This window comes from Paenibacillus catalpae, from assembly GCF_900112695.1.
GTDB lineage: Bacteria > Bacillota > Bacilli > Paenibacillales > Paenibacillaceae > Pristimantibacillus > Pristimantibacillus catalpae.
Window position 1 is genome coordinate 292536 of the sequence record NZ_FOMT01000002.1, and the last position, 17736, is coordinate 310271.

Genomic DNA, 17736 nt, shown 5'->3' on the forward strand with positions numbered 1-17736 from the left:
CTTGGCTCATGGACATACGGTTAAACGCCGTACCGGTCTGATGGATTGGTTAACGACTGTTGACCACAAAAAAATCGGTATTTTGTATTTAATCGCCGGAGGTTTTTTCTTCCTCGTCGGCGGTTTAGAAGCCATACTAATTCGGATTCAGCTATGGAAACCGCTTAATGATTTCGTTAGTGCGGATACATATAATGAGCTGTTAACGATGCATGGTACTACCATGATCTTCCTTGCAGCGATGCCGGTCATATTCGCTCTGATGAATGCGATCGTGCCGCTGCAAATTGGTGCGCGTGACGTTGCGTACCCATTCGTTAATGCTCTCGGTTTCTGGACGTTCTTCTTTGGCGCAGTATTGCTGAATGTAAGCTGGTTTACTGGCGCTGCACCGGACGGCGGGTGGACAGCCTATGCGCCGCTTTCCGGCACAACATTTAACGGTGATCATGGTTTTGATTACTACGTACTTGGCCTGCAGATTGCCGGTATCGGTACTCTGGTCGGCGGTATCAACTTCCTGGTAACAATCATTAATATGCGCGCTCCGGGAATGACCTTCATGCGCATGCCGATGTTTACATGGTCTGTATTCATTACTTCGGCACTGATCCTGTTTGCATTCCCTGCATTGACAGTTGGCCTTGCGGCCCTGATGTTTGACCGCATATTTGACGCAAACTTCTTCGATCCTTCGGGCGGCGGCAACGCAGTTCTCTGGGAGCATATTTTCTGGATCTTCGGGCATCCTGAGGTTTATATCCTGATCCTGCCGGCATTCGGTGTTATCTCCGAAGTTGTCAGCACGTTCTCTCGTAAACGTCTGTTTGGATACAGCTCGATGGTCTTCGCTACCATCCTGATCGGCTTCCTCGGCTTCATGGTTTGGGCGCATCACATGTTCACGACAGGTCTCGGACCAGTTGCGAACGGTTTGTTCTCCATCGCAACGATGCTGATCGCGGTACCAACAGGTATCAAGATCTTTAACTGGCTGTTCACCCTGTGGGGCGGCTCGATTACATTTACAGCAGCGAACCTGTTCGCTGTAGGCTTTATCCCGACGTTCGTAATGGGCGGCGTAACCGGCGTTATGCTGGCTGCTGCACCTGCCGACTTCCAGTACCACGATTCCTACTTCGTCGTAGCACATTTCCACTATGTTATCGTAGGTGGCCTTGTACTGGGCTTGTTCGCGGGTCTGCACTACTGGTGGCCTAAGATGTTCGGCCGCATGCTGAATGAAGGTCTTGCAAAGCTGACGTTCTGGACATTCTTTATCGGCTTCCATCTCACGTTCTTCGTACAGCATTTCCTTGGTCTGATGGGCATGCCTCGCCGGATCTGGACTTACCTGGATGGACTGGGCTTCAACGAAATGAACTTGATCAGTACAATCGGCGCATTGCTGATGGGTCTTGGCACTATCTTCTTCCTTCTGAACGTTGTGATCACAGCATTCAAACCGAAGGATGCAGCAAACGATCCTTGGGAAGACGGCCGTACGCTGGAGTGGACGATTTCCTCGCCTGCACCGGAATACAACTTCAAGCAAACACCGCTTGTTCGCGGTTATGATGCATACTGGAAAGAAAAAATGGACGGCAATACGGAAATGACACCGGCAGAGCCAATTGGCTCGATCCATATGCCATCTCCATCCATTCTGCCGCTGTTCATGTCGATCGGCTTGTTCATCACAGGTCTTGGTCTCATGTACTCCCATGGCGAATGGGGTAAAATTGCAGGTATTGAAGCAGGTTATGTAGTAGGCGGAATTGGTCTGATCATTACGTTCGCTTGTATGATTATCCGTTCCCTGATCGACGATCATGGCTTCCATATCGAACCGGAAGAATTGCAAGATAAGGGGGTAAAAGCATGAGTGCACATTCCCATACTGAAGGCCAATTGCCTCATGAGCCTGAAAAAGCAACCCTCGAGGGTCGCAATAAGATTCTTGGCTTCTGGTTATTCCTAGGTGCGGAAACGGTATTGTTCGGAACGCTGTTCTCGGCGTTCCTGGCACTCCGTGATCAAGTCTTGGATGGCCCGCCCGCGCATGAGCTGTTTGATCTTAAACTCGTTGCGATTGCTACCGCTTTGCTGTTGACATCTTCCCTGACAAGCGTGTTCGCAACTCAGGCGCTTCATCAGCATAAGCGTAAAGCGTTGATTAATTGGCTGATCGTAACCGTTATTCTGGGGCTTGGATTCCTTGGCCTTGAGATTTACGAGTTCACGCATTATGTCCATGAAGGTCATGGCTTTACAACGAGTGCATTCAGTTCTTCGTTCTATACGCTTGTTGGCTTCCACGGTGCCCACGTTGCCTTCGGTATCGTATGGATCTGTCTCTTGATCGGACAATTGATGAAGAAGGGCCTGACGGTCGTAACAGCTCCTAAAGCGTACGTAGCCGGCATCTACTGGCACTTTATCGATGTTGTCTGGGTATTTATCTTCACCGTCGTTTACCTGATGGGAAAGGTGGGCTAATCCATGGCGAGCAATCATTCCACGGAGGAACAACGTCCGGTACGCCATAAGGTTGAAGGACCAAAGAAGCACATCATTGGCTTTATCTTCTCGGTCCTGCTGACACTGATCGCTTTCGCGGCAGTTGCCGGCGGCGAGATTAACACCGACTTCATCTACATCATTCTTATCGGCTGCGCAATCTTGCAAGTATTTGTACAGATGGCGTTCTGGATGCATATGAAGGATCGCGGACATACTTGGGCGATTATCGGTATCCTGTTCGGCGTATTCGTTGTATTCACCTGTGTTATCATGGCCGAATATTGGGCTTGGTGGTAACATTATTGCATAATTGAAAAGAGGAGGGTTCCCAGTAGTCGGGTCCCTCCTCTTTTGCAGATATTTGAAAGGAGCTGCCATCCATGCTAGGCTTACAGTATTTCAGCTTTGAAGAGTTGTGGACCCCATGGTTTATGTTCTTCATGATCGCCGTTGTGATTCTTTACTTCTATTTGATCGGACCATGGCGGGAGAAGCATGCACCGCACGCAGATAAGGCAACAGTCTGGCAGAAAATCATGTTTGTGGCCGCAGCGCTCATGTTCTACCTAGTGCAGGGAGGGCCTTTCAGTTTGATGGGCCACATGATGTTTACGTTCCATATGATTGATATGTCCGTCTCTTATTTAATTGTGCCTCCCATGCTGCTGCTCTCGGTTCCCAGCTTCATCTGGCGGAAAATGTTTGCTGCCCAGGCTTGGAAGAAGCTTAGCTTTATGATGCATCCGATTGCAAGCATCTTGACGTTTAATATGCTATTCTCACTCTATCATGTACCGCTTATTAATGATTATGTCATGACGCATTTTATGCTGCATCGTATTGTCTATTTGATCCTGCTTGTCGCAGCTCTGTTAATGTGGGCTCAGATTGCCAATCCGGTTCCGGAATGGAACCGCCTGACCGATCTGAAGAAGATGGCTTACGTGTTTGCAAACGGCGTACTGCTGACACCGGCTTGTGCTTTTATTATCTTCGCGAGCACTCCGATGTATGCGGTCTATAGCGATTCCGGAACCTGGGTGAAGGCAATGGGTTATTGTGTGAGTGATCCTTCGCAGCTTCTAGTGCTGTTTGATGGTCCTCAATTCTTTAATCTTCTCTCAAGTCCGGAAGAGGATCAACAGCTTGGCGGTATCGTCATGAAGCTGCTGCAAGAGTTCATGTACGGCGTCATCTTGGCCTATATCTTCTTCCATTGGTTCAAACGAGAGCATAAGGATGACGATGTAACAAATGTGACAAATGAAGTGCCAAATGAGTTGCCCAACTTGAACAAAGGCACGGTATAATAGAGCAGACGATGTTTCGTTGCGTGATAATTCTTGGTCAGATTATGTGATAATTCTTTTTAGGTGGGATAGCTATTGGACAAGTACACAATTTTCCCTACGATCAGTACGAGCTTTATCGTCATAAGCGCGATTCTGGTCGCGATCGGCTGGAATCTGGCTATTAAGCGGAAGCTCGATCAACATAAGAAGGTTATGATTGCAGCGGCTATTGCAGCGATCATATTCTTTATTATCTACTCGTCCCGGACCATTCTTGTTGGCAATACCGAATGGGGCGGACCGGATGGCTTGAAGCCTTACTACTTAACATTCTTGTTATTCCACATCGTCCTTGCTACAGTGGCAGCGGTGTTCGGCATTACAACGCTTGTGCTTGGTTTCAAGAGCAGATTCGCGAAGCACAGGAAGTGGGGAAGAGTTACCTCGATTATTTGGTTCTTTACAGCGATTACAGGTGTTGCCGTGTATATCCTGCTGTATATGATGTATCCGGGTGGCCATACCAAGCCGATGATTGATGCGATTTTTGGTTAATAACTCGTTTTAAAAATGAGCGTAGATCTCATTGGGGAGTCATCCTCAGTGGGACCTGCGCTTTTTTTATAATCATAATTGCATTTTTGGTAATATCTGTTGACTCTGTGCTTAGTCGTGTATATACTGTGTATAAGGATATACACAGTATAATGACTGTGCTTGAGAGGAGAGGGACATTTGAATACTCGGCAAGGCGCCTGGCATATTGCAAAACATGAGCTTTCGCGGGATTGGATCGGAATTGTGTTTACGGTCATTTTTTGTCTCTATCTAGCATTTATAACGATTGCAGTCTATAACGACGAAGAAGGAATAATGTCATGGCTCCTCGATATGATCTTTCTCGTTTCATTCCCGAGTCTAGCATTTGTCATGAATAAGACAACAATGCGCTTCTGGAGGGAGGACACCTATACCGGCAAGCTGGCAGAATGGCGGACGCTTCCGATTCCGCTCTCTCATCTGGTTATAGGCAGACTGCTTCAGCTTGTTATGGTGCTGACACTGGTACTTACGATATTTTTCACGACTCAATATATAATGGTTGAACGATTGAATGAGCAGATATCCATTGGAGCCTATATTTTGTTTGCCTTGTTCTGGTACTTCTACGCGTTATCGATGGCAGTAGCTCATGTGTACTTTGAAATCGGTCATACCGGAAAAGCATATGCCTTGTTCTGCTACATCAATGTTGCAGTGTTTGTACTGATTTCAGTGGCAATTGGCATCGCTAAAGCCGGTCTAGTACAGGGCTTGCTGGATGAACTTCAGAAGGGGCATTGGTGGTATACGGCAGTAGCATTTGCGGTGTGTGCCATAACCTTATACTCGGGCTATACGATCATCAAGCGACGGCTTAAGCAGCGTCATTATACGAACAAGAAAATCTCGATTAGCTCTTAGTTGGAAGAGGGTGAAGCTGTGTGGCTGCCAATTCAAATTAACGAACAAAGCGCGGAACCGCTCTATTATCAGATTGAAGTGCAGTTAAGAGCGCTGATCGTAAGCGGGCAGCTGGATGAAGGAACCTTATTGCCCTCGATCCGGGAGCTTGCGCAGCTGCTGAAGTGCAGTATTATAACCGTCCGCAGGGTATATCAGGATCTGGAGAATGAAGGGCTGCTCCGGACGAAGCAAGGCACCGGAACATATGTGGCCCGGATTGAGCAAAATGCGATGGACCGTTATCGACTAGATGCAGTAATGGAAAGCTTAGAGGCGGCCGTTGATGCCGGTAAGCTCGTACAATGCACGAAGGAAGAACTTACGAAGCTGTTTCAGGAAGTTCTGAATCGAAAATTTGGAGGGTGAACGATGACCGACAATGCAGTAAGTTTGACGGAGGTCGAGCTGAGACGGCCGCATTTTCAACTGGGGCCAATTCGTCTTGAAGTACCAAAGGGTTATGTGACGGCAATAGTAGGGCCAAACGGCTCCGGCAAAAGCTCGACGTTCCGGCTCATTCTGGATTTGATTAAACCCGACAAGGGGAACATCAAACTTCTGGGACAGAACATTTCGGAAGAGGAAGACTGGCAGACGAAGAGCAAGGTCGGTTATTTGCCGGAGCTGTTTTCCCCGCATGATGATAAGCTGAAAGCTTCCTCAAAGACGGATTTTGTGAAGAAATGGTATGCCGACTGGGATGTGAACCGCTATCAGGAGCTGCTAAGGCTGTTCGAGGTAGACGACAGCATCAAGCTGGGCAAGATGTCCAAGGGGATGCGGCGAAAGTATGAACTAGCCTTGGTACTGTCGCATCACCCGGAGCTGCTGCTTCTGGATGAACCATCTTCGGGGCTTGATCCGTTGGCATGGAGAACGATGATTGATGTACTTCACCGCTATATGGAGCCGGGTGACCGTACAATCCTGATGGCTTCCCATATTGTCGAGGAAGTGAAGCGTCTTGCCGATTATATCGTATTTATGGTGCATGGGCGGGTGCTGGGTGTTTACGAGAAGGATGAGCTCTTTGGAAGCTGGCATGCTTTCTATGTGCACGGGGAGCAAGTAAGCCGCAAGCTGGTCCAGGCCATGCCGGGACAATGCGCGATTGAAGAAGCAGGCGGAGGCATGCTTCGCGTTATTACGCGGAAGGCCCCTGATGCCGAAGCCTGGTGCGGGCATGAAGGGATCACGATATCGCATCGGCAGGCGCTGCAGTTGGATGATATTTTGGCCATATTGGTGGAGCAGGAACGGGCGCGGCTCAGATCATAATCTTGAGAATGCTTTCGAAGCAAGAATCATCACGAACAGCTAATCTAGCTGTTTGTGTGATAATTCTTTAAGCTTATGCTTTCGAAGTAAGAATCATCACGAACAGCTAATCTAGCTGTTTGTGTGATAATTCTTTAAGCTTATGCTTTCGAAGTAAGAATCATCACGAACAGCTAATCTAGCTGTTTGTGTGATAATTCTTTTTAGGGGGAAGAGAAGATGAAGCCATTAGTAGTAGAACGCGTTCATAAGCAGTATGGAGAAAAAACAGCGGTTAACGGGATCAGCTTTGAGGTTGAACAAGGAGAAATATACGGATTGCTGGGAGCAAACGGGGCCGGCAAAACAACCACGATGCGGATGGTGCTTGGACTGATCTATCCGGATGAAGGCAAGATTTTATATCATGGAAAGCCTTATACGAAAGAGCAGCTGAGCATGCTAGGTTACTTGCCGGAAGAACGCGGGCTATACCCAAGAGTACAAGTAAGCGATCAGTTGATTTACCTGGCGCAGCTGCGCGGGATGTCGAAGAATGATGCAGACGTTAGCCTGAAGCAGTGGCTGGACCGGTTCGAGGTACCGGAATATTACAATAAGAGAGTCGAGGAGTTGTCCAAGGGTAATCAGCAAAAAATCCAGTTTATTGCCTCGGTTATTCATCGTCCCCGTATTGTTATCCTGGATGAGGCCTTTAGCGGCCTGGACCCGGTTAATGTAGAATTGCTCAAGTCCACGGTTAAAGAGCTGCGGGATTCCGGAACATCTATGCTGTTCTCGACGCACCGGATGGAGCATGTTGAGGAGCTGTGCCGCAACATTACGATTCTTCACCGCTCTAATCCGGTTCTGCAAGGTAGCCTGAGGGATATTAAGAAACGTTATCCCCGCGAAAAGGTTGTGCTGCGCACGGAGGGCGAGGTTACAGGACTTGAAGGAGTCAGCGGCGTAATTGGAGTTCAGAAGCATGAATACGGCTATGAGGTTGGGATTGCCGAGGAAGCTGCGGCAGCGAATATATTGCGCCATGCCCTTGAGCGGACGACCATTCACAAGTTTGAGATTATGGAGCCGACGTTAAACGAGATCTTTATTAAAGCGGTGGGCGGTGATCTGCATGAATAGTTTCTGGACGGTAGCAGGCTTTACGATGAAAAATAAGTTTAAAGGAAAATCTTTTCTAATTACTACTTTAATCTTTGTTGTAATTTTGTGTGTTTTAGCGAATTTGCCTTATATCATCTCCTTGTTCGACAAGAACAGCGATAAACCGGTTAGTATCGGTTATGCGATTGATGCAAGAGCCGTCGAAGGAACCAAGATTGCGGAGCAGCTAAGGAACAGTTATGCAGGGCAGGAGAAGCCGGCAATCAAGCTGACTGAATACCCGGATGCAGGCTCTACCGAGCAGAATGAGAAGGTGCTCAAGGATGCTGTAGCAGACAAGAAGATCAAGGGTTATCTCTTGTTTGGTCCGGTAAACGAGACGGGCTTGCCTACGGTGACATACAAATCCGAGAAGCTGCTTGATGAGAAGACTTCACAGGCTTTGGAGCAGGGTATTCAGATCGTTAAGACCGATATTGTGCTGAAGGACAGCGGCTTAACCGATGAGCAAAAATCGATGCTGCTAAGTCCGGTCGTCATTAATACGATGCAAATTGCTGCAAGTGATGGTGCAGGTGGAGCAGGCAACGGCAAAACGGAGGCACAGCAAGGTGTTGATATGGGCTTTGTAACTCTCCTCCTGATGCTGTTATTCTTCGGCATTATGATTTCGGGCCAAATGATTGCCTCGGAAATTACGGCAGAAAAGAGCTCCCGCGTCATGGAGATTATCGTGACGAGCGTATCTCCGCTGAAGCAAATGTTTGGTAAAATATTTGGCATGTTTGTTGTTGGTCTGACGCAGATAGTCATCTATGTCGCGGTTGTCTTTATCAACATCAACCTGCCGCATAATAACTCGGCGTTCTTGCAATATGATATTGATCTGTCAAAGGTTGATCCTCTTTTGCTGGTATATGGATTGCTGTTCTATGTAATGGGCTTCCTGATCTATGCGACCTTGTTCGCTGCAGTTGGCTCGATCGTAAGCCGGACAGAGGATTTGGGCCAAGCGGTTATGCCAATTACGATGCTGTCGCTGGCTGGCTTCTATATCACGACATTCAGTATTTCAAATCCGGATACGATGCTCGTCAAAGTCACGTCGTTTATCCCATTCTTCTCGCCGTTCGTCATGCTGCTTCGAGTAGGTCTCTCTAACCCGCCAATCTGGCAGGTTATAGTATCGATTGGCATCCTGCTCGTAAGCATCTATGCTGCCGGCTGGGTATCGGCGAAGATTTACCGCACCGGCGTCCTGCTGTACGGTAAACGTCCTAGCTGGAAAGAGTTGCGAAAAGCGATGAAGGCATATAAGGTTTAAAAAACTAAGTAAGATTAGTTGTGAGTAACGGTTATAGATTAGACAGTTTACAAGATAAGACAAGACAATTCACAGGATAAAACAAGACAATTTACAAGATAAATTAAGACATTGTACACTATAGTTTCAGCACAAATGAGTGGACCGACAAAACATTAAGGAGGCAGATGTAATTCATGCCAGCTGCTGTCGTTTTGTATAGTGCTATATGGCCTTTTTGAGCTGATTAATAATAAATGTCTAATTGTCCGAGCATACGGAATATTTACTGCAGATATTATGACTGATTAAAAATCCCCAGACTAAAGATTCGATAGTCTGGGGATTCTTCCGTTATTCAGGTCTATTTCGCGCATTCGGATCTGCAACAAAATCGGTCTTGTAGTCTGTATATTTTAGTTCTGTTACCATACCGGCAGAGGCATGATGCAAATCATGACAATGGAACATCCAATTCCCTGGGTTATTTGCTTCGAAGGCCACCACGTATTCTTCTCCTGGTCGAACGTTTAATGTATCTTTGAAGACTGGGGATCCCTGTAGCGGTTCTCCATTTTTACTTAGAATTTGGAAGAAGTGTCCGTGCAGATGCATCGGATGATCTTCTGTTTTGGAATTATTCGCGAGGCGTACTTTTACCGTATCTCCCTTTTTGACAGTCAGAGCATCGGTATCCGGAAATGTCTTATTGTTAATTGTATAGACCATATTCCCATTTTTCATTTCGGTGTTCAGATTCATCGTATATTCTAGCGTATATTTTTGATCCAACGCGAATGTATTCTTACCTGCCTGCCCGTACATAGCCAAGTCAACAGCAGGGAGATTCTCGGTAGCGTTAGATTTATCGAATTCAGCTGAAATACCTTCATAAGCGATAATTGCTCTCATTCCCAATGCAGCTTGGTTATCGCTGTGATCTTCGATTAACCACTGTCCTGGGTTATTGGCGACAAATTCAATATCATATCGCTCACCTGGAGCGATACTTACCAAATTATCTTTCAAAATGCCTGGGTTGTTTATAGGCTGTCCATCAGTTGCGATTACTTTGAATTCATGTCCGTGTAAATGAATTTGATGGGATAAATACCCTGCATTTATCAATCGGAGTCGCACTTTTTCTCCTCGCTTAACAGGAAGCTGATCCACAAGCGAGCCTGACTTACCATTTATGCTAAACAGGTCGTACATGCTCATATCATCTCCCATGGACATGGAACTCATCTCATCGTTCATATTAGAAGAACTGCCGTCATTCATATTCATTCCGCTATGATCCATGCCGGACATGTTCATATCAGACATTCCCATTCCTGAGCTTATCCACTCATCCAGCATAAGCGTATAATCGCGATCCGCTTTTTCTTCATTGGTGCCTAAGACAATGAATGACCCGTACAAACCACGATCCAACTGATTCACGCTATCCTGATGGGAGTGGTACCAATATGTGCCGGGTACATCAGCTATAAACTCATACGTATAGGTTTGGCCAGGTTGAACCGCATTCTGCGTGACTCCAGGAATACCGTCCATATTATTTGGAACAGGAACACCATGCCAATGAATGGTGACCGGTTCGGGCAACTCGTTTTTCAAATTAATTTTTATTCTATCTCCTTGCTTAACCCGAATTTGTGGCCCAGGAACAGAGTTGTTAAATGTCCAAACGGGCAAGGTTTTGCCTGGAGCAATTTCCTGGTTACTTTGAGTGGCAACCAAATTAAATTCTTTACCCGTTAAAACAGCTGTTTTTTCTGTCTGGGCGTTCGTTGTTTTCGAGGATTCGTTTATCCCCCCCATATTCATTTTCGAATGATCCATCTCCACAGTTGAACCGGTACACCCAGCTAAGATGACAGATAAAGCGCCGATTATAATTGTGCACTTAAGTTTCCAGCCAATTCTCATTATTTGATCTTCCTTTCCATTTAAAATGTTCATTTGAACAGGATGATCAAATCATAACTGATACATATGTAGAACTTTTGAGGAAGAAATATCTTTTGTGAGAAAAATCGCTGAAGCATAGAAATTATTGAGATAGTTGACATTAACACAATGAATAACCGGATTCTATATATAACGAAGTATTTTTTATACACAAAAAGACTTTACTTGTGGAATCGTCTTCACAAGATCATCACAAGTGAATATTATTATATTTGATGTGGACAAACTTATCGGTTTTGAGGAGCGCTAATGAAAAAGTCACTCGTTCTATGTATGATTGTAGTTTCTCTTCTTTTACTTGCAGGCTGTTCTTCAGGAAAATCAATGACTCTGATGCACATTCATGGTCTTGGTTACTCCAGTGACGGGAAGCAGATATTAATCCCAGCCCACGATGGATTGGTTAGCTATGAGAATGGTAAATGGAATCACGGTGCAGGTGAAAAGCGTGATTATATGGGATTTAATGCGGTTGACACTGGGTATTATAGCAGTGGACATCCAGCAGAAGGGTCACGTGAGAAAAACCCATTAGGTATTGTGAAAAGCTCTGATGACGGTAAAACGATTGAAATGCTTGATTTGTATGGGGTAGAAGATTTTCACGGTATGGCTGTTGGTTATAAGACTCACGCGATTTATGTGTTCAACCCTAGTCTAAACCCTAAAATGAGTTCAGTCGGGCTATATTATTCTTTAGATGACGCAAAAACGTGGACAAAAAGTAATATGGGTGGGGTCAACGGAGAGGTCCTAGCAGTTGCGGCTCACCCAAACGATCCGGCTATAGTTGCGCTTGTTACCAAAGAAGGGCTTTACTTATCAAAAGATAGCGGTAATCATTTTGAAAAAGCTCCAGTGACTTTTCAAGTAACAGGTATCTCGTTTGATATGGCTGGGCAATTAATGATTGGTGGGCAAAAAGAGTTGATTATTGAAAATGCAAACCCATCAATGCCAAAGCTGGATCAAGACGATGCTGTGCAATACCTCGTACAGAGCCCGACAAACGATAAAGAAATCGTAGTTGCTACTTATAAAAAGAATGTTTTTATTAGCAATGACAAGGGGGCAACTTGGACCCAAATTGTGAACGAAGGATCTACAATAACAAAGCAAAACGACTAGAGTCTCTCAAAGTTCCCTGTTCTTCGGGCAGTGAAATGGTTTTGGAAATAATTTAAAACGCCTATTGATATACCCTGTGGGGGTATGGTATATTGAAAATGTAAGGAGGTTATGCTAATGGAATCACATGATGAAATGAAACTTGAAGAAACGTGTTGCCATACTGACAGTAATCGCAAGAGCCACCATTCTGAAAAAACAAAGAGCAATCTTACCTCTAGATTAAACCGTATCGAAGGACAAATTCGCGGCATTAAAGGTCTAATTGAAAAGGATACGTATTGTGACGACGTACTGAATCAAATCGCTGCAGTGCAATCCGCGCTGAATAGTGTTGGGAAAATTCTGCTAGAACATCACATGAACAGCTGCGTAATCGAACGGATTCAAGAAGGGGACAATGAAGTTATTAAAGAACTCATGGTTACCATGAATAAATTGATCAAATAATAAAGGAGAGCTGCGATATGCAAACAATAACGCTTAAGGTAGAAGGAATGTCCTGCGGGCATTGCGTTAATTCGGTTGAAGGTGCGGTAAAACAAATTGGTGCTTCCGGTAAAGTTGATTTGACGGCGGGATCCGTAACGGTTCAGTTTGATGAGTCCAAAGTGTCCCTCGATGCGATCAAAGAAGCAATTGAAGAGCAAGGATACGATGTAGCGAATTGATTTAATGAGCCGCCATCGTGCGGCTCTACCGTACTGTCTATTTTTTTTAATTAATATATACCCCCACCGGGTATATTATCGAAGGGTGAACTGAAGGTGGAAAAACAATTGGAACAACAACAGACGACGCTTCAAATAGCAGGGATGACGTGTGCTGCTTGCGCGAACCGTATTGAAAAAGGATTAAGGAAACTGGAAGGAGTGTCTGATGCCAACGTGAATTTTGCATTAGAGAAAGCTTCGGTCACTTATAACCCTAGTCAGACTAATATACCGGCCATGGAGCAAAAAATTGAAGCCCTTGGTTACAGCACAGTTAAAGAAGAAGTCGATTTTAAGCTGGTCGGCATGACCTGCGCAGCCTGCGCGGCACGTATTGAGAAAGGCTTAAGCAAAATGCCAGGTGTAAACAAGGCCACCGTCAATTTTGCGCTAGAAACCGCGCATGTCGAGTACAATGCAGAGCAAGTATCTATAGCGGATATGACAAAAAAAGTCGATCAACTCGGTTACAAAGCCATTCGTAAAGAAGAGGAAGCGGCAGCGGGAGGCTACAAACAAAAAGAAATCCGCCACAAAAAGCTGCAGCTGGTGGTATCCGCCGTGTTATCCCTGCCTCTTCTGTGGGCAATGGTCAGTCATTTTTCATTTACGTCGTGGATTTATTTGCCTGAATTTTTGATGAACCCTTGGGTGCAGCTTGTTCTGGCAACCCCGGTTCAATTCATCATTGGCCGACAGTTTTATGTGGGAGCCTATAAAGCGCTCCGGAACAAAAGCGCGAATATGGACGTTCTCGTGTCGCTTGGCACCTCCGCTGCATATTTCTACAGCTTGTACTTAACGATTCAGTGGGCGACAACAACAGGCGCACACCGCCATGCTCCAGATATGTACTACGAAACCAGCGCGATCTTGATTACATTAATTATTTTGGGCAAATTGTTCGAAATTCTTGCTAAGGGGCGCACATCGGAAGCGATCAAGAAACTGATGGGGCTGCAGGCAAAAACGGCGCTCGTTATTCGCGATGGCCAAGAAATGACTGTCCCGATCGAAGAAGTCATCATCGGAGATATCGTCCTTGTCAGACCTGGCGACAAGATCCCGGTGGACGGAGAAGTAGTAGAGGGGATTTCCGCCATAGACGAATCCATGCTGACCGGTGAAAGTATTCCGGTAGAGAAAAGAGCCGGTGATGCTGTCATCGGAGCAACTGTGAACAAAAACGGCAGCTTGAAAATTAAAGCTACCCGAGTCGGAAAAGAGACGGCTTTGGCTCAAATCATCAAGGTCGTAGAAGAAGCGCAAGGCTCTAAGGCGCCGATTCAGCGCATAGCTGACGTGATCTCCGGTAATTTTGTACCGATCGTAGTTGGAATCGCGGTTGTAACGTTCCTGATCTGGTTTATATGGGTAACGCCGGGCGATTTCGCCGCCGCCCTGGAAAAGGCGATTGCCGTGCTCGTTATCGCTTGCCCATGCGCATTAGGTCTTGCTACGCCGACATCGATTATGGCCGGATCGGGCCGCGCAGCGGAATTCGGTATCTTGTTCAAAGGCGGCGAGCATCTGGAATCGATGCAAAAAGTAGAGACCATCGTACTCGATAAAACGGGAACAGTGACGAAAGGCAAACCGGAGTTGACGGATGTGCGTATTGAGGGCCTTGACGAGACAGAAGCGCTTCGTCTGATCGGGTCAGCTGAAAAGCAATCGGAGCATCCGTTAGCGGAAGCGATTGTTGCGGGCATTACCGCCAAGGGCATTACGCTGACTGCAACAGAGCATTTTGAAGCGATTCCCGGATATGGCATCCGGGCGATGATAGAAGGCAAGGAAGTACTGGTCGGCACGCGCAAGTTGCTGCAGCGCGAAAATATACCATTTGGGAAAACAACAGAGACGATGGAGCAACTGGAGTCCGAAGGCAAAACGGCTATGTTGATCGCGATAGATAAGCGGTACGCCGGAATTGTAGCCGTCGCCGATACGATCAAGGAAACGTCGAAAGAAGCGATTACCAAGCTGAAACAGCTGGGCATTGAAGTAATTATGATTACTGGTGATAACAAGCGGACGGCTCAGGCGATCGCAAATGAGGTTGGTATCGATCATGTGCTTGCCGAAGTGCTGCCGGAAGGCAAGGCGGAGGAAGTCAAAAAACTGCAGGCTCAAGGCAAAAAGGTAGCGATGGTAGGCGATGGCATTAACGATGCGCCGGCTCTGGCAACCGCAGATGTAGGTATCGCGATAGGAACGGGAACGGATATCGCTATGGAAGCCGCGGATGTGACGCTTATGCGTGGCGAGCTTACTAGTATTGCTGACGCCATTTTCATCAGCCGCAAGACGATGGCCAATATCAAGCAAAACTTGTTCTGGGCGCTTGGCTACAATACGCTTGGCATACCAATCGCAGCTATTGGACTTCTCGCACCATGGGTCGCAGGTGCTGCGATGGCGCTTAGCTCAGTATCGGTTGTGTTGAATGCGCTGCGGCTGCAGCGAGTCAAACTGTAAATTCGTATTGGGAGAGGATCATATGGGGAGGATGAAATTTGCAGTCACGCCAGGCTTTGAAGTTGGAGGGTCTATTTTTAAACCTGAGCAGCTTGCACTTCTCGGATCATTGGGGAGAATGCTAAAATTGAACTTACAAACTTTAAGCAACTTTATGTGGAGATGGATGAGGAACGCTTAGAAGAAGTCAAGAAGGAGCTGGCGGAGAAAGGGCTGGAAATATACCCATCAGGATTTGTAACAAAAAGTCTTATAACCTGTAACTTTTGCCGAGGTGCTGAAGATGCCGGGGTTGAGATTGCACAAAAGTTAAATCGCATGATTGCGGGAATACCAATGCCGTCGCCGCTAAAAATCGGGTACGCCGGTTGTGCCCTCGGTACGAGCGAACCGCTCGCTTTTGCAGAATTGTTCGTTACAGGGGTAGATGCGGAACAGATGATGAATATTGTTCAGAGGCTCGTTGCGTATTTTCAAGCAAACGGAAAAAACAAGGAAAAGTTCATCAAGTTTATAGGGCGGATTTCTATTGAAGAGTTACGTAATGCAGTTTCCAGTTAAGTTAACCGGGGGTTTTTATGAAGACAATACTGGTTGTAGACGATGAAGAAAAGATTCGTGAGGTCGTTGTCTCCTATTTACAAAAAGACGGATTTCAAACGATTGAAGCGGATAAAGGAAATAAAGCTCTTGATTTGGTGCGTGACGGAAATATTGATCTTGTTATTTTAGATCTCATGCTTCCGGATCTGTCGGGAGAGGAAGTATGCAAGTCGATTCGGCAGGTCTCTACGATACCGATTATTATGTTAACGGCCAAGGTAACGGAGGATGATCGTGTGCAAGGACTATCCCTCGGCGCAGATGATTACGTAATAAAACCGTTTAGCACGCGTGAATTGATTGCCAGAGTTAAGGCAAATCTGCGCCGCGCACATGACGATACTTTGCTCGCGGAAACCATATCGTTTAAAGGTGGGGATCTTACCATCCACCCCTTAAGGCATAAAGTTTTTAAAAACAGCAGTCCTGTAGCTCTTACGCCAAATGAATATAAATTATTGCTGACTTTTGCAAGGCATCCAGGCAGAACCTTTACGCGAGAAGAACTTGTTGAAAAGGTGCTTGGATTCGATTTCGAAGGTGATGCACGTGCCATTGATCAGCATGTCAAAAACCTTAGACAAAAGATAGAATCTGACCCTAAAAACCCTGAGTATGTGATTACCGTTTTTGCTGTAGGTTACCGGTTTGCCGGGGGCGAATCCGAATGAAGGGATTATACGCTCGAATCGCAATTGCGTGCATTGGCATTGCTTCTGGGGTTCTGATCATTTCGACGATTACGTTTATCCTTGAAACCCACTATCACCTTTCATTGTATCAGCATCAATCTCAGGATATGAATATGACTTCAACGCCGGCGTTTGATACGCATTTTGAGCAGGCACTTGTTCAATCGGTTTTGTGGACAGCAATATTCGGTATAGTTCTTGCGATCGTGATCAGCCTCTTTGTGGCAAAGCGAATAACGGCACCACTTATTCAGATGAGAAGTGTTGCTGAACGAATGGCCAAAGGTGAGCTTACTTCCCGTACGGAAGTACACGGTAAAGATGAATTGGCTGATCTCGGCCACTCACTTAACTATTTAGCTGAGCAACTGCTGCTTCAGGAACAGCTGCGGAAAACAATGACGGCCGATGTAGCCCATGAATTAAGAACGCCGCTTGCAACGCTTAAAAGCCATATGGAAGCTATTATCGAAGGTGTTTGGGAACCAACGCCTAAGCGGTTGGAGTCTTGTTTTGAAGAGATTGAGCGACTCCGATTCTTAGTTGGCGATTTGGAGCAATTGACCGAAGTGGAATCGCCAAATTTCAAACTGAATTTCAAAGAGGAGAACATTAATTCTGTTGTTCACCATCATATTGGAGCCAGCCAAGCCGCTTTCAAAAAAAAGGGAGTGGAATTGTTATTTCAAGATCAAGGGAATGTCCATGCTCATATAGATAGGCTGCGCTTTGGGCAAATTATGGCTAATCTACTCAGCAATGCCTTGAAATTTACACCAAAAGGTGGAAATGTTACGGTTGCAGTAACAGAACAAGGACAAATGGTTTGTATCTCGGTAACGGATACTGGAGTCGGGATTGACGCAAAGGAACTTGCATTTGTTTTTGAACGCTTTTATCGCGCAGACAAGTCCCGAGACCGAAAATCCGGGGGCAGTGGCATTGGATTAACGATTGTAAAAAAGTTAGTAGAAGCGCATGGAGGTACAATTGAAATCGGCAGCCAAAAAGACAAAGGAACCACGGTGGAGTTTCATTTGCCTAAGTCACAGTGATCGTTCTCACAAGATCTACACAACTGTTTATTAGAATGAATGGAGATTAAAATTATCGCCAGTGGAAGGGGTTAATCT

Annotated in this window: 18 protein-coding genes; 17 read left to right on the forward strand and 1 reads right to left on the reverse strand. The window is 46.0% G+C overall.

Annotated features, from left to right (window positions below; genetic code table 11):
- Window position 1: 1 nt before the first annotated feature.
- The 10 genes from ctaD to BM200_RS09080 all read left to right on the forward strand — a co-directional run bounded on the left by ctaD (window position 2) and on the right by BM200_RS09080 (window position 9030).
- Window positions 2-1885, forward strand: a complete 1884-nt coding sequence (gene ctaD, locus BM200_RS09035) for a cytochrome c oxidase subunit I (protein ID WP_091184152.1) — start codon at window positions 2-4, stop codon at window positions 1883-1885.
- Window positions 1882-2499, forward strand: a complete 618-nt coding sequence (locus BM200_RS09040; RefSeq protein ID WP_091184155.1) for a cytochrome (ubi)quinol oxidase subunit III — start codon at window positions 1882-1884, stop codon at window positions 2497-2499. The genes ctaD and BM200_RS09040 overlap by 4 nt, the downstream gene beginning before the upstream one ends.
- A 3-nt stretch (window positions 2500-2502) precedes the next feature.
- Window positions 2503-2820 (forward strand): cytochrome o ubiquinol oxidase subunit IV, encoded by a 318-nt coding sequence (locus BM200_RS09045; RefSeq protein ID WP_091184158.1) that lies wholly within the window; start codon window positions 2503-2505, stop codon window positions 2818-2820.
- 83 nt (window positions 2821-2903) lie between these two features.
- On the forward strand, window positions 2904-3833 hold the full coding sequence (ctaG, locus tag BM200_RS09050) for a cytochrome c oxidase assembly factor CtaG (protein WP_091184161.1): 930 nt from the start codon (window positions 2904-2906) through the stop codon (window positions 3831-3833).
- Window positions 3834-3908: 75 nt separating this feature from the next.
- Window positions 3909-4370 carry a DUF420 domain-containing protein gene (locus BM200_RS09055; protein ID WP_091184162.1) on the forward strand — a complete coding sequence of 154 codons (462 nt, stop codon included), beginning with the start codon at window positions 3909-3911 and terminating at the stop codon, window positions 4368-4370.
- A 180-nt stretch (window positions 4371-4550) separates the two neighbouring features.
- On the forward strand, window positions 4551-5279 hold the full coding sequence (locus BM200_RS09060; protein WP_091184165.1) for a hypothetical protein: 729 nt from the start codon (window positions 4551-4553) through the stop codon (window positions 5277-5279).
- 18 nt (window positions 5280-5297) lie between these two features.
- A complete protein-coding gene (locus tag BM200_RS09065; protein WP_091184167.1) occupies window positions 5298-5687 on the forward strand; it encodes a GntR family transcriptional regulator in 390 nt (129 codons plus the stop codon).
- Between the two features lie 3 nt (window positions 5688-5690).
- Window positions 5691-6599 carry an ABC transporter ATP-binding protein gene (locus BM200_RS09070; protein WP_091184171.1) on the forward strand — a complete coding sequence of 303 codons (909 nt, stop codon included), beginning with the start codon at window positions 5691-5693 and terminating at the stop codon, window positions 6597-6599.
- A 219-nt stretch (window positions 6600-6818) separates the two neighbouring features.
- Window positions 6819-7724: an ABC transporter ATP-binding protein gene (locus tag BM200_RS09075; RefSeq protein ID WP_091184174.1), complete on the forward strand. Its 906-nt coding sequence runs from the start codon at window positions 6819-6821 to the stop codon at window positions 7722-7724.
- Entirely contained in the window at window positions 7717-9030 is a 1314-nt protein-coding gene (locus BM200_RS09080) for an ABC transporter permease (protein ID WP_091184177.1), read from the forward strand. The genes BM200_RS09075 and BM200_RS09080 overlap by 8 nt, the downstream gene beginning before the upstream one ends.
- A gap of 333 nt (window positions 9031-9363) precedes the next feature.
- On the opposite strand, the gene BM200_RS09085 is transcribed toward BM200_RS09080, so the two are convergent.
- Entirely contained in the window at window positions 9364-10944 is a 1581-nt protein-coding gene (locus BM200_RS09085) for a multicopper oxidase family protein (RefSeq protein ID WP_091184180.1), read from the reverse strand.
- A 291-nt stretch (window positions 10945-11235) separates the two neighbouring features.
- Between BM200_RS09085 and BM200_RS09090 the strand changes: the two genes are divergently transcribed.
- From BM200_RS09090 to BM200_RS09120, 7 genes are all read left to right on the forward strand, one after another.
- Window positions 11236-12114 (forward strand): F510_1955 family glycosylhydrolase, encoded by an 879-nt coding sequence (locus BM200_RS09090; RefSeq protein ID WP_091184182.1) that lies wholly within the window; start codon window positions 11236-11238, stop codon window positions 12112-12114.
- A gap of 117 nt (window positions 12115-12231) precedes the next feature.
- Window positions 12232-12564, forward strand: coding sequence for a metal-sensitive transcriptional regulator (locus BM200_RS09095; protein ID WP_281248357.1), 333 nt, complete (start codon window positions 12232-12234; stop codon window positions 12562-12564).
- Between the two features lie 17 nt (window positions 12565-12581).
- Entirely contained in the window at window positions 12582-12785 is a 204-nt protein-coding gene (copZ, locus tag BM200_RS09100; protein ID WP_091184185.1) for a copper chaperone CopZ, read from the forward strand.
- 144 nt (window positions 12786-12929) lie between these two features.
- The gene (locus BM200_RS09105; RefSeq protein WP_245773005.1) at window positions 12930-15308 is read left to right on the forward strand and encodes a heavy metal translocating P-type ATPase; all 2379 of its coding nucleotides are present in this window, start codon (window positions 12930-12932) and stop codon (window positions 15306-15308) included.
- Between the two features lie 162 nt (window positions 15309-15470).
- Window positions 15471-15869, forward strand: coding sequence for an NAD(P)/FAD-dependent oxidoreductase (locus BM200_RS09110; protein WP_245772957.1), 399 nt, complete (start codon window positions 15471-15473; stop codon window positions 15867-15869).
- A 17-nt stretch (window positions 15870-15886) separates the two neighbouring features.
- Window positions 15887-16582, forward strand: coding sequence for a response regulator transcription factor (locus tag BM200_RS09115; protein WP_091184190.1), 696 nt, complete (start codon window positions 15887-15889; stop codon window positions 16580-16582).
- Window positions 16579-17658, forward strand: a complete 1080-nt coding sequence (locus BM200_RS09120) for a sensor histidine kinase (protein WP_091184192.1) — start codon at window positions 16579-16581, stop codon at window positions 17656-17658. Before BM200_RS09115 ends, BM200_RS09120 begins: the two co-directional genes overlap by 4 nt.
- Window positions 17659-17736: the final 78 nt, after the last annotated feature.

Excerpts from the sequence above, each read along its gene's own strand:
- BM200_RS09080 (WP_091184177.1), top strand. The coding sequence starts at position 7,717 with ATGAATAGTTTCTGGACGGTAGCAGGCTTTACGATGAAAAATAAGTTT.
- BM200_RS09045 (WP_091184158.1), top strand. The coding sequence starts at position 2,503 with ATGGCGAGCAATCATTCCACGGAGGAACAACGTCCGGTACGCCATAAG.
- BM200_RS09120 (WP_091184192.1), top strand. The coding sequence starts at position 16,579 with ATGAAGGGATTATACGCTCGAATCGCAATTGCGTGCATTGGCATTGCT.
- BM200_RS09115 (WP_091184190.1), top strand. The coding sequence starts at position 15,887 with ATGAAGACAATACTGGTTGTAGACGATGAAGAAAAGATTCGTGAGGTC.
- BM200_RS09040 (WP_091184155.1), top strand. The coding sequence starts at position 1,882 with ATGAGTGCACATTCCCATACTGAAGGCCAATTGCCTCATGAGCCTGAA.
- BM200_RS09070 (WP_091184171.1), top strand. The coding sequence starts at position 5,691 with ATGACCGACAATGCAGTAAGTTTGACGGAGGTCGAGCTGAGACGGCCG.
- ctaG (WP_091184161.1), top strand. The coding sequence starts at position 2,904 with ATGCTAGGCTTACAGTATTTCAGCTTTGAAGAGTTGTGGACCCCATGG.
- BM200_RS09090 (WP_091184182.1), top strand. The coding sequence starts at position 11,236 with ATGAAAAAGTCACTCGTTCTATGTATGATTGTAGTTTCTCTTCTTTTA.
- BM200_RS09095 (WP_281248357.1), top strand. The coding sequence starts at position 12,232 with ATGGAATCACATGATGAAATGAAACTTGAAGAAACGTGTTGCCATACT.
- BM200_RS09085 (WP_091184180.1), bottom strand. The coding sequence starts at position 10,944 with ATGAGAATTGGCTGGAAACTTAAGTGCACAATTATAATCGGCGCTTTA.
- BM200_RS09105 (WP_245773005.1), top strand. The coding sequence starts at position 12,930 with ATGACGTGTGCTGCTTGCGCGAACCGTATTGAAAAAGGATTAAGGAAA.
- copZ (WP_091184185.1), top strand. The coding sequence starts at position 12,582 with ATGCAAACAATAACGCTTAAGGTAGAAGGAATGTCCTGCGGGCATTGC.
- BM200_RS09110 (WP_245772957.1), top strand. The coding sequence starts at position 15,471 with ATGGATGAGGAACGCTTAGAAGAAGTCAAGAAGGAGCTGGCGGAGAAA.
- BM200_RS09075 (WP_091184174.1), top strand. The coding sequence starts at position 6,819 with ATGAAGCCATTAGTAGTAGAACGCGTTCATAAGCAGTATGGAGAAAAA.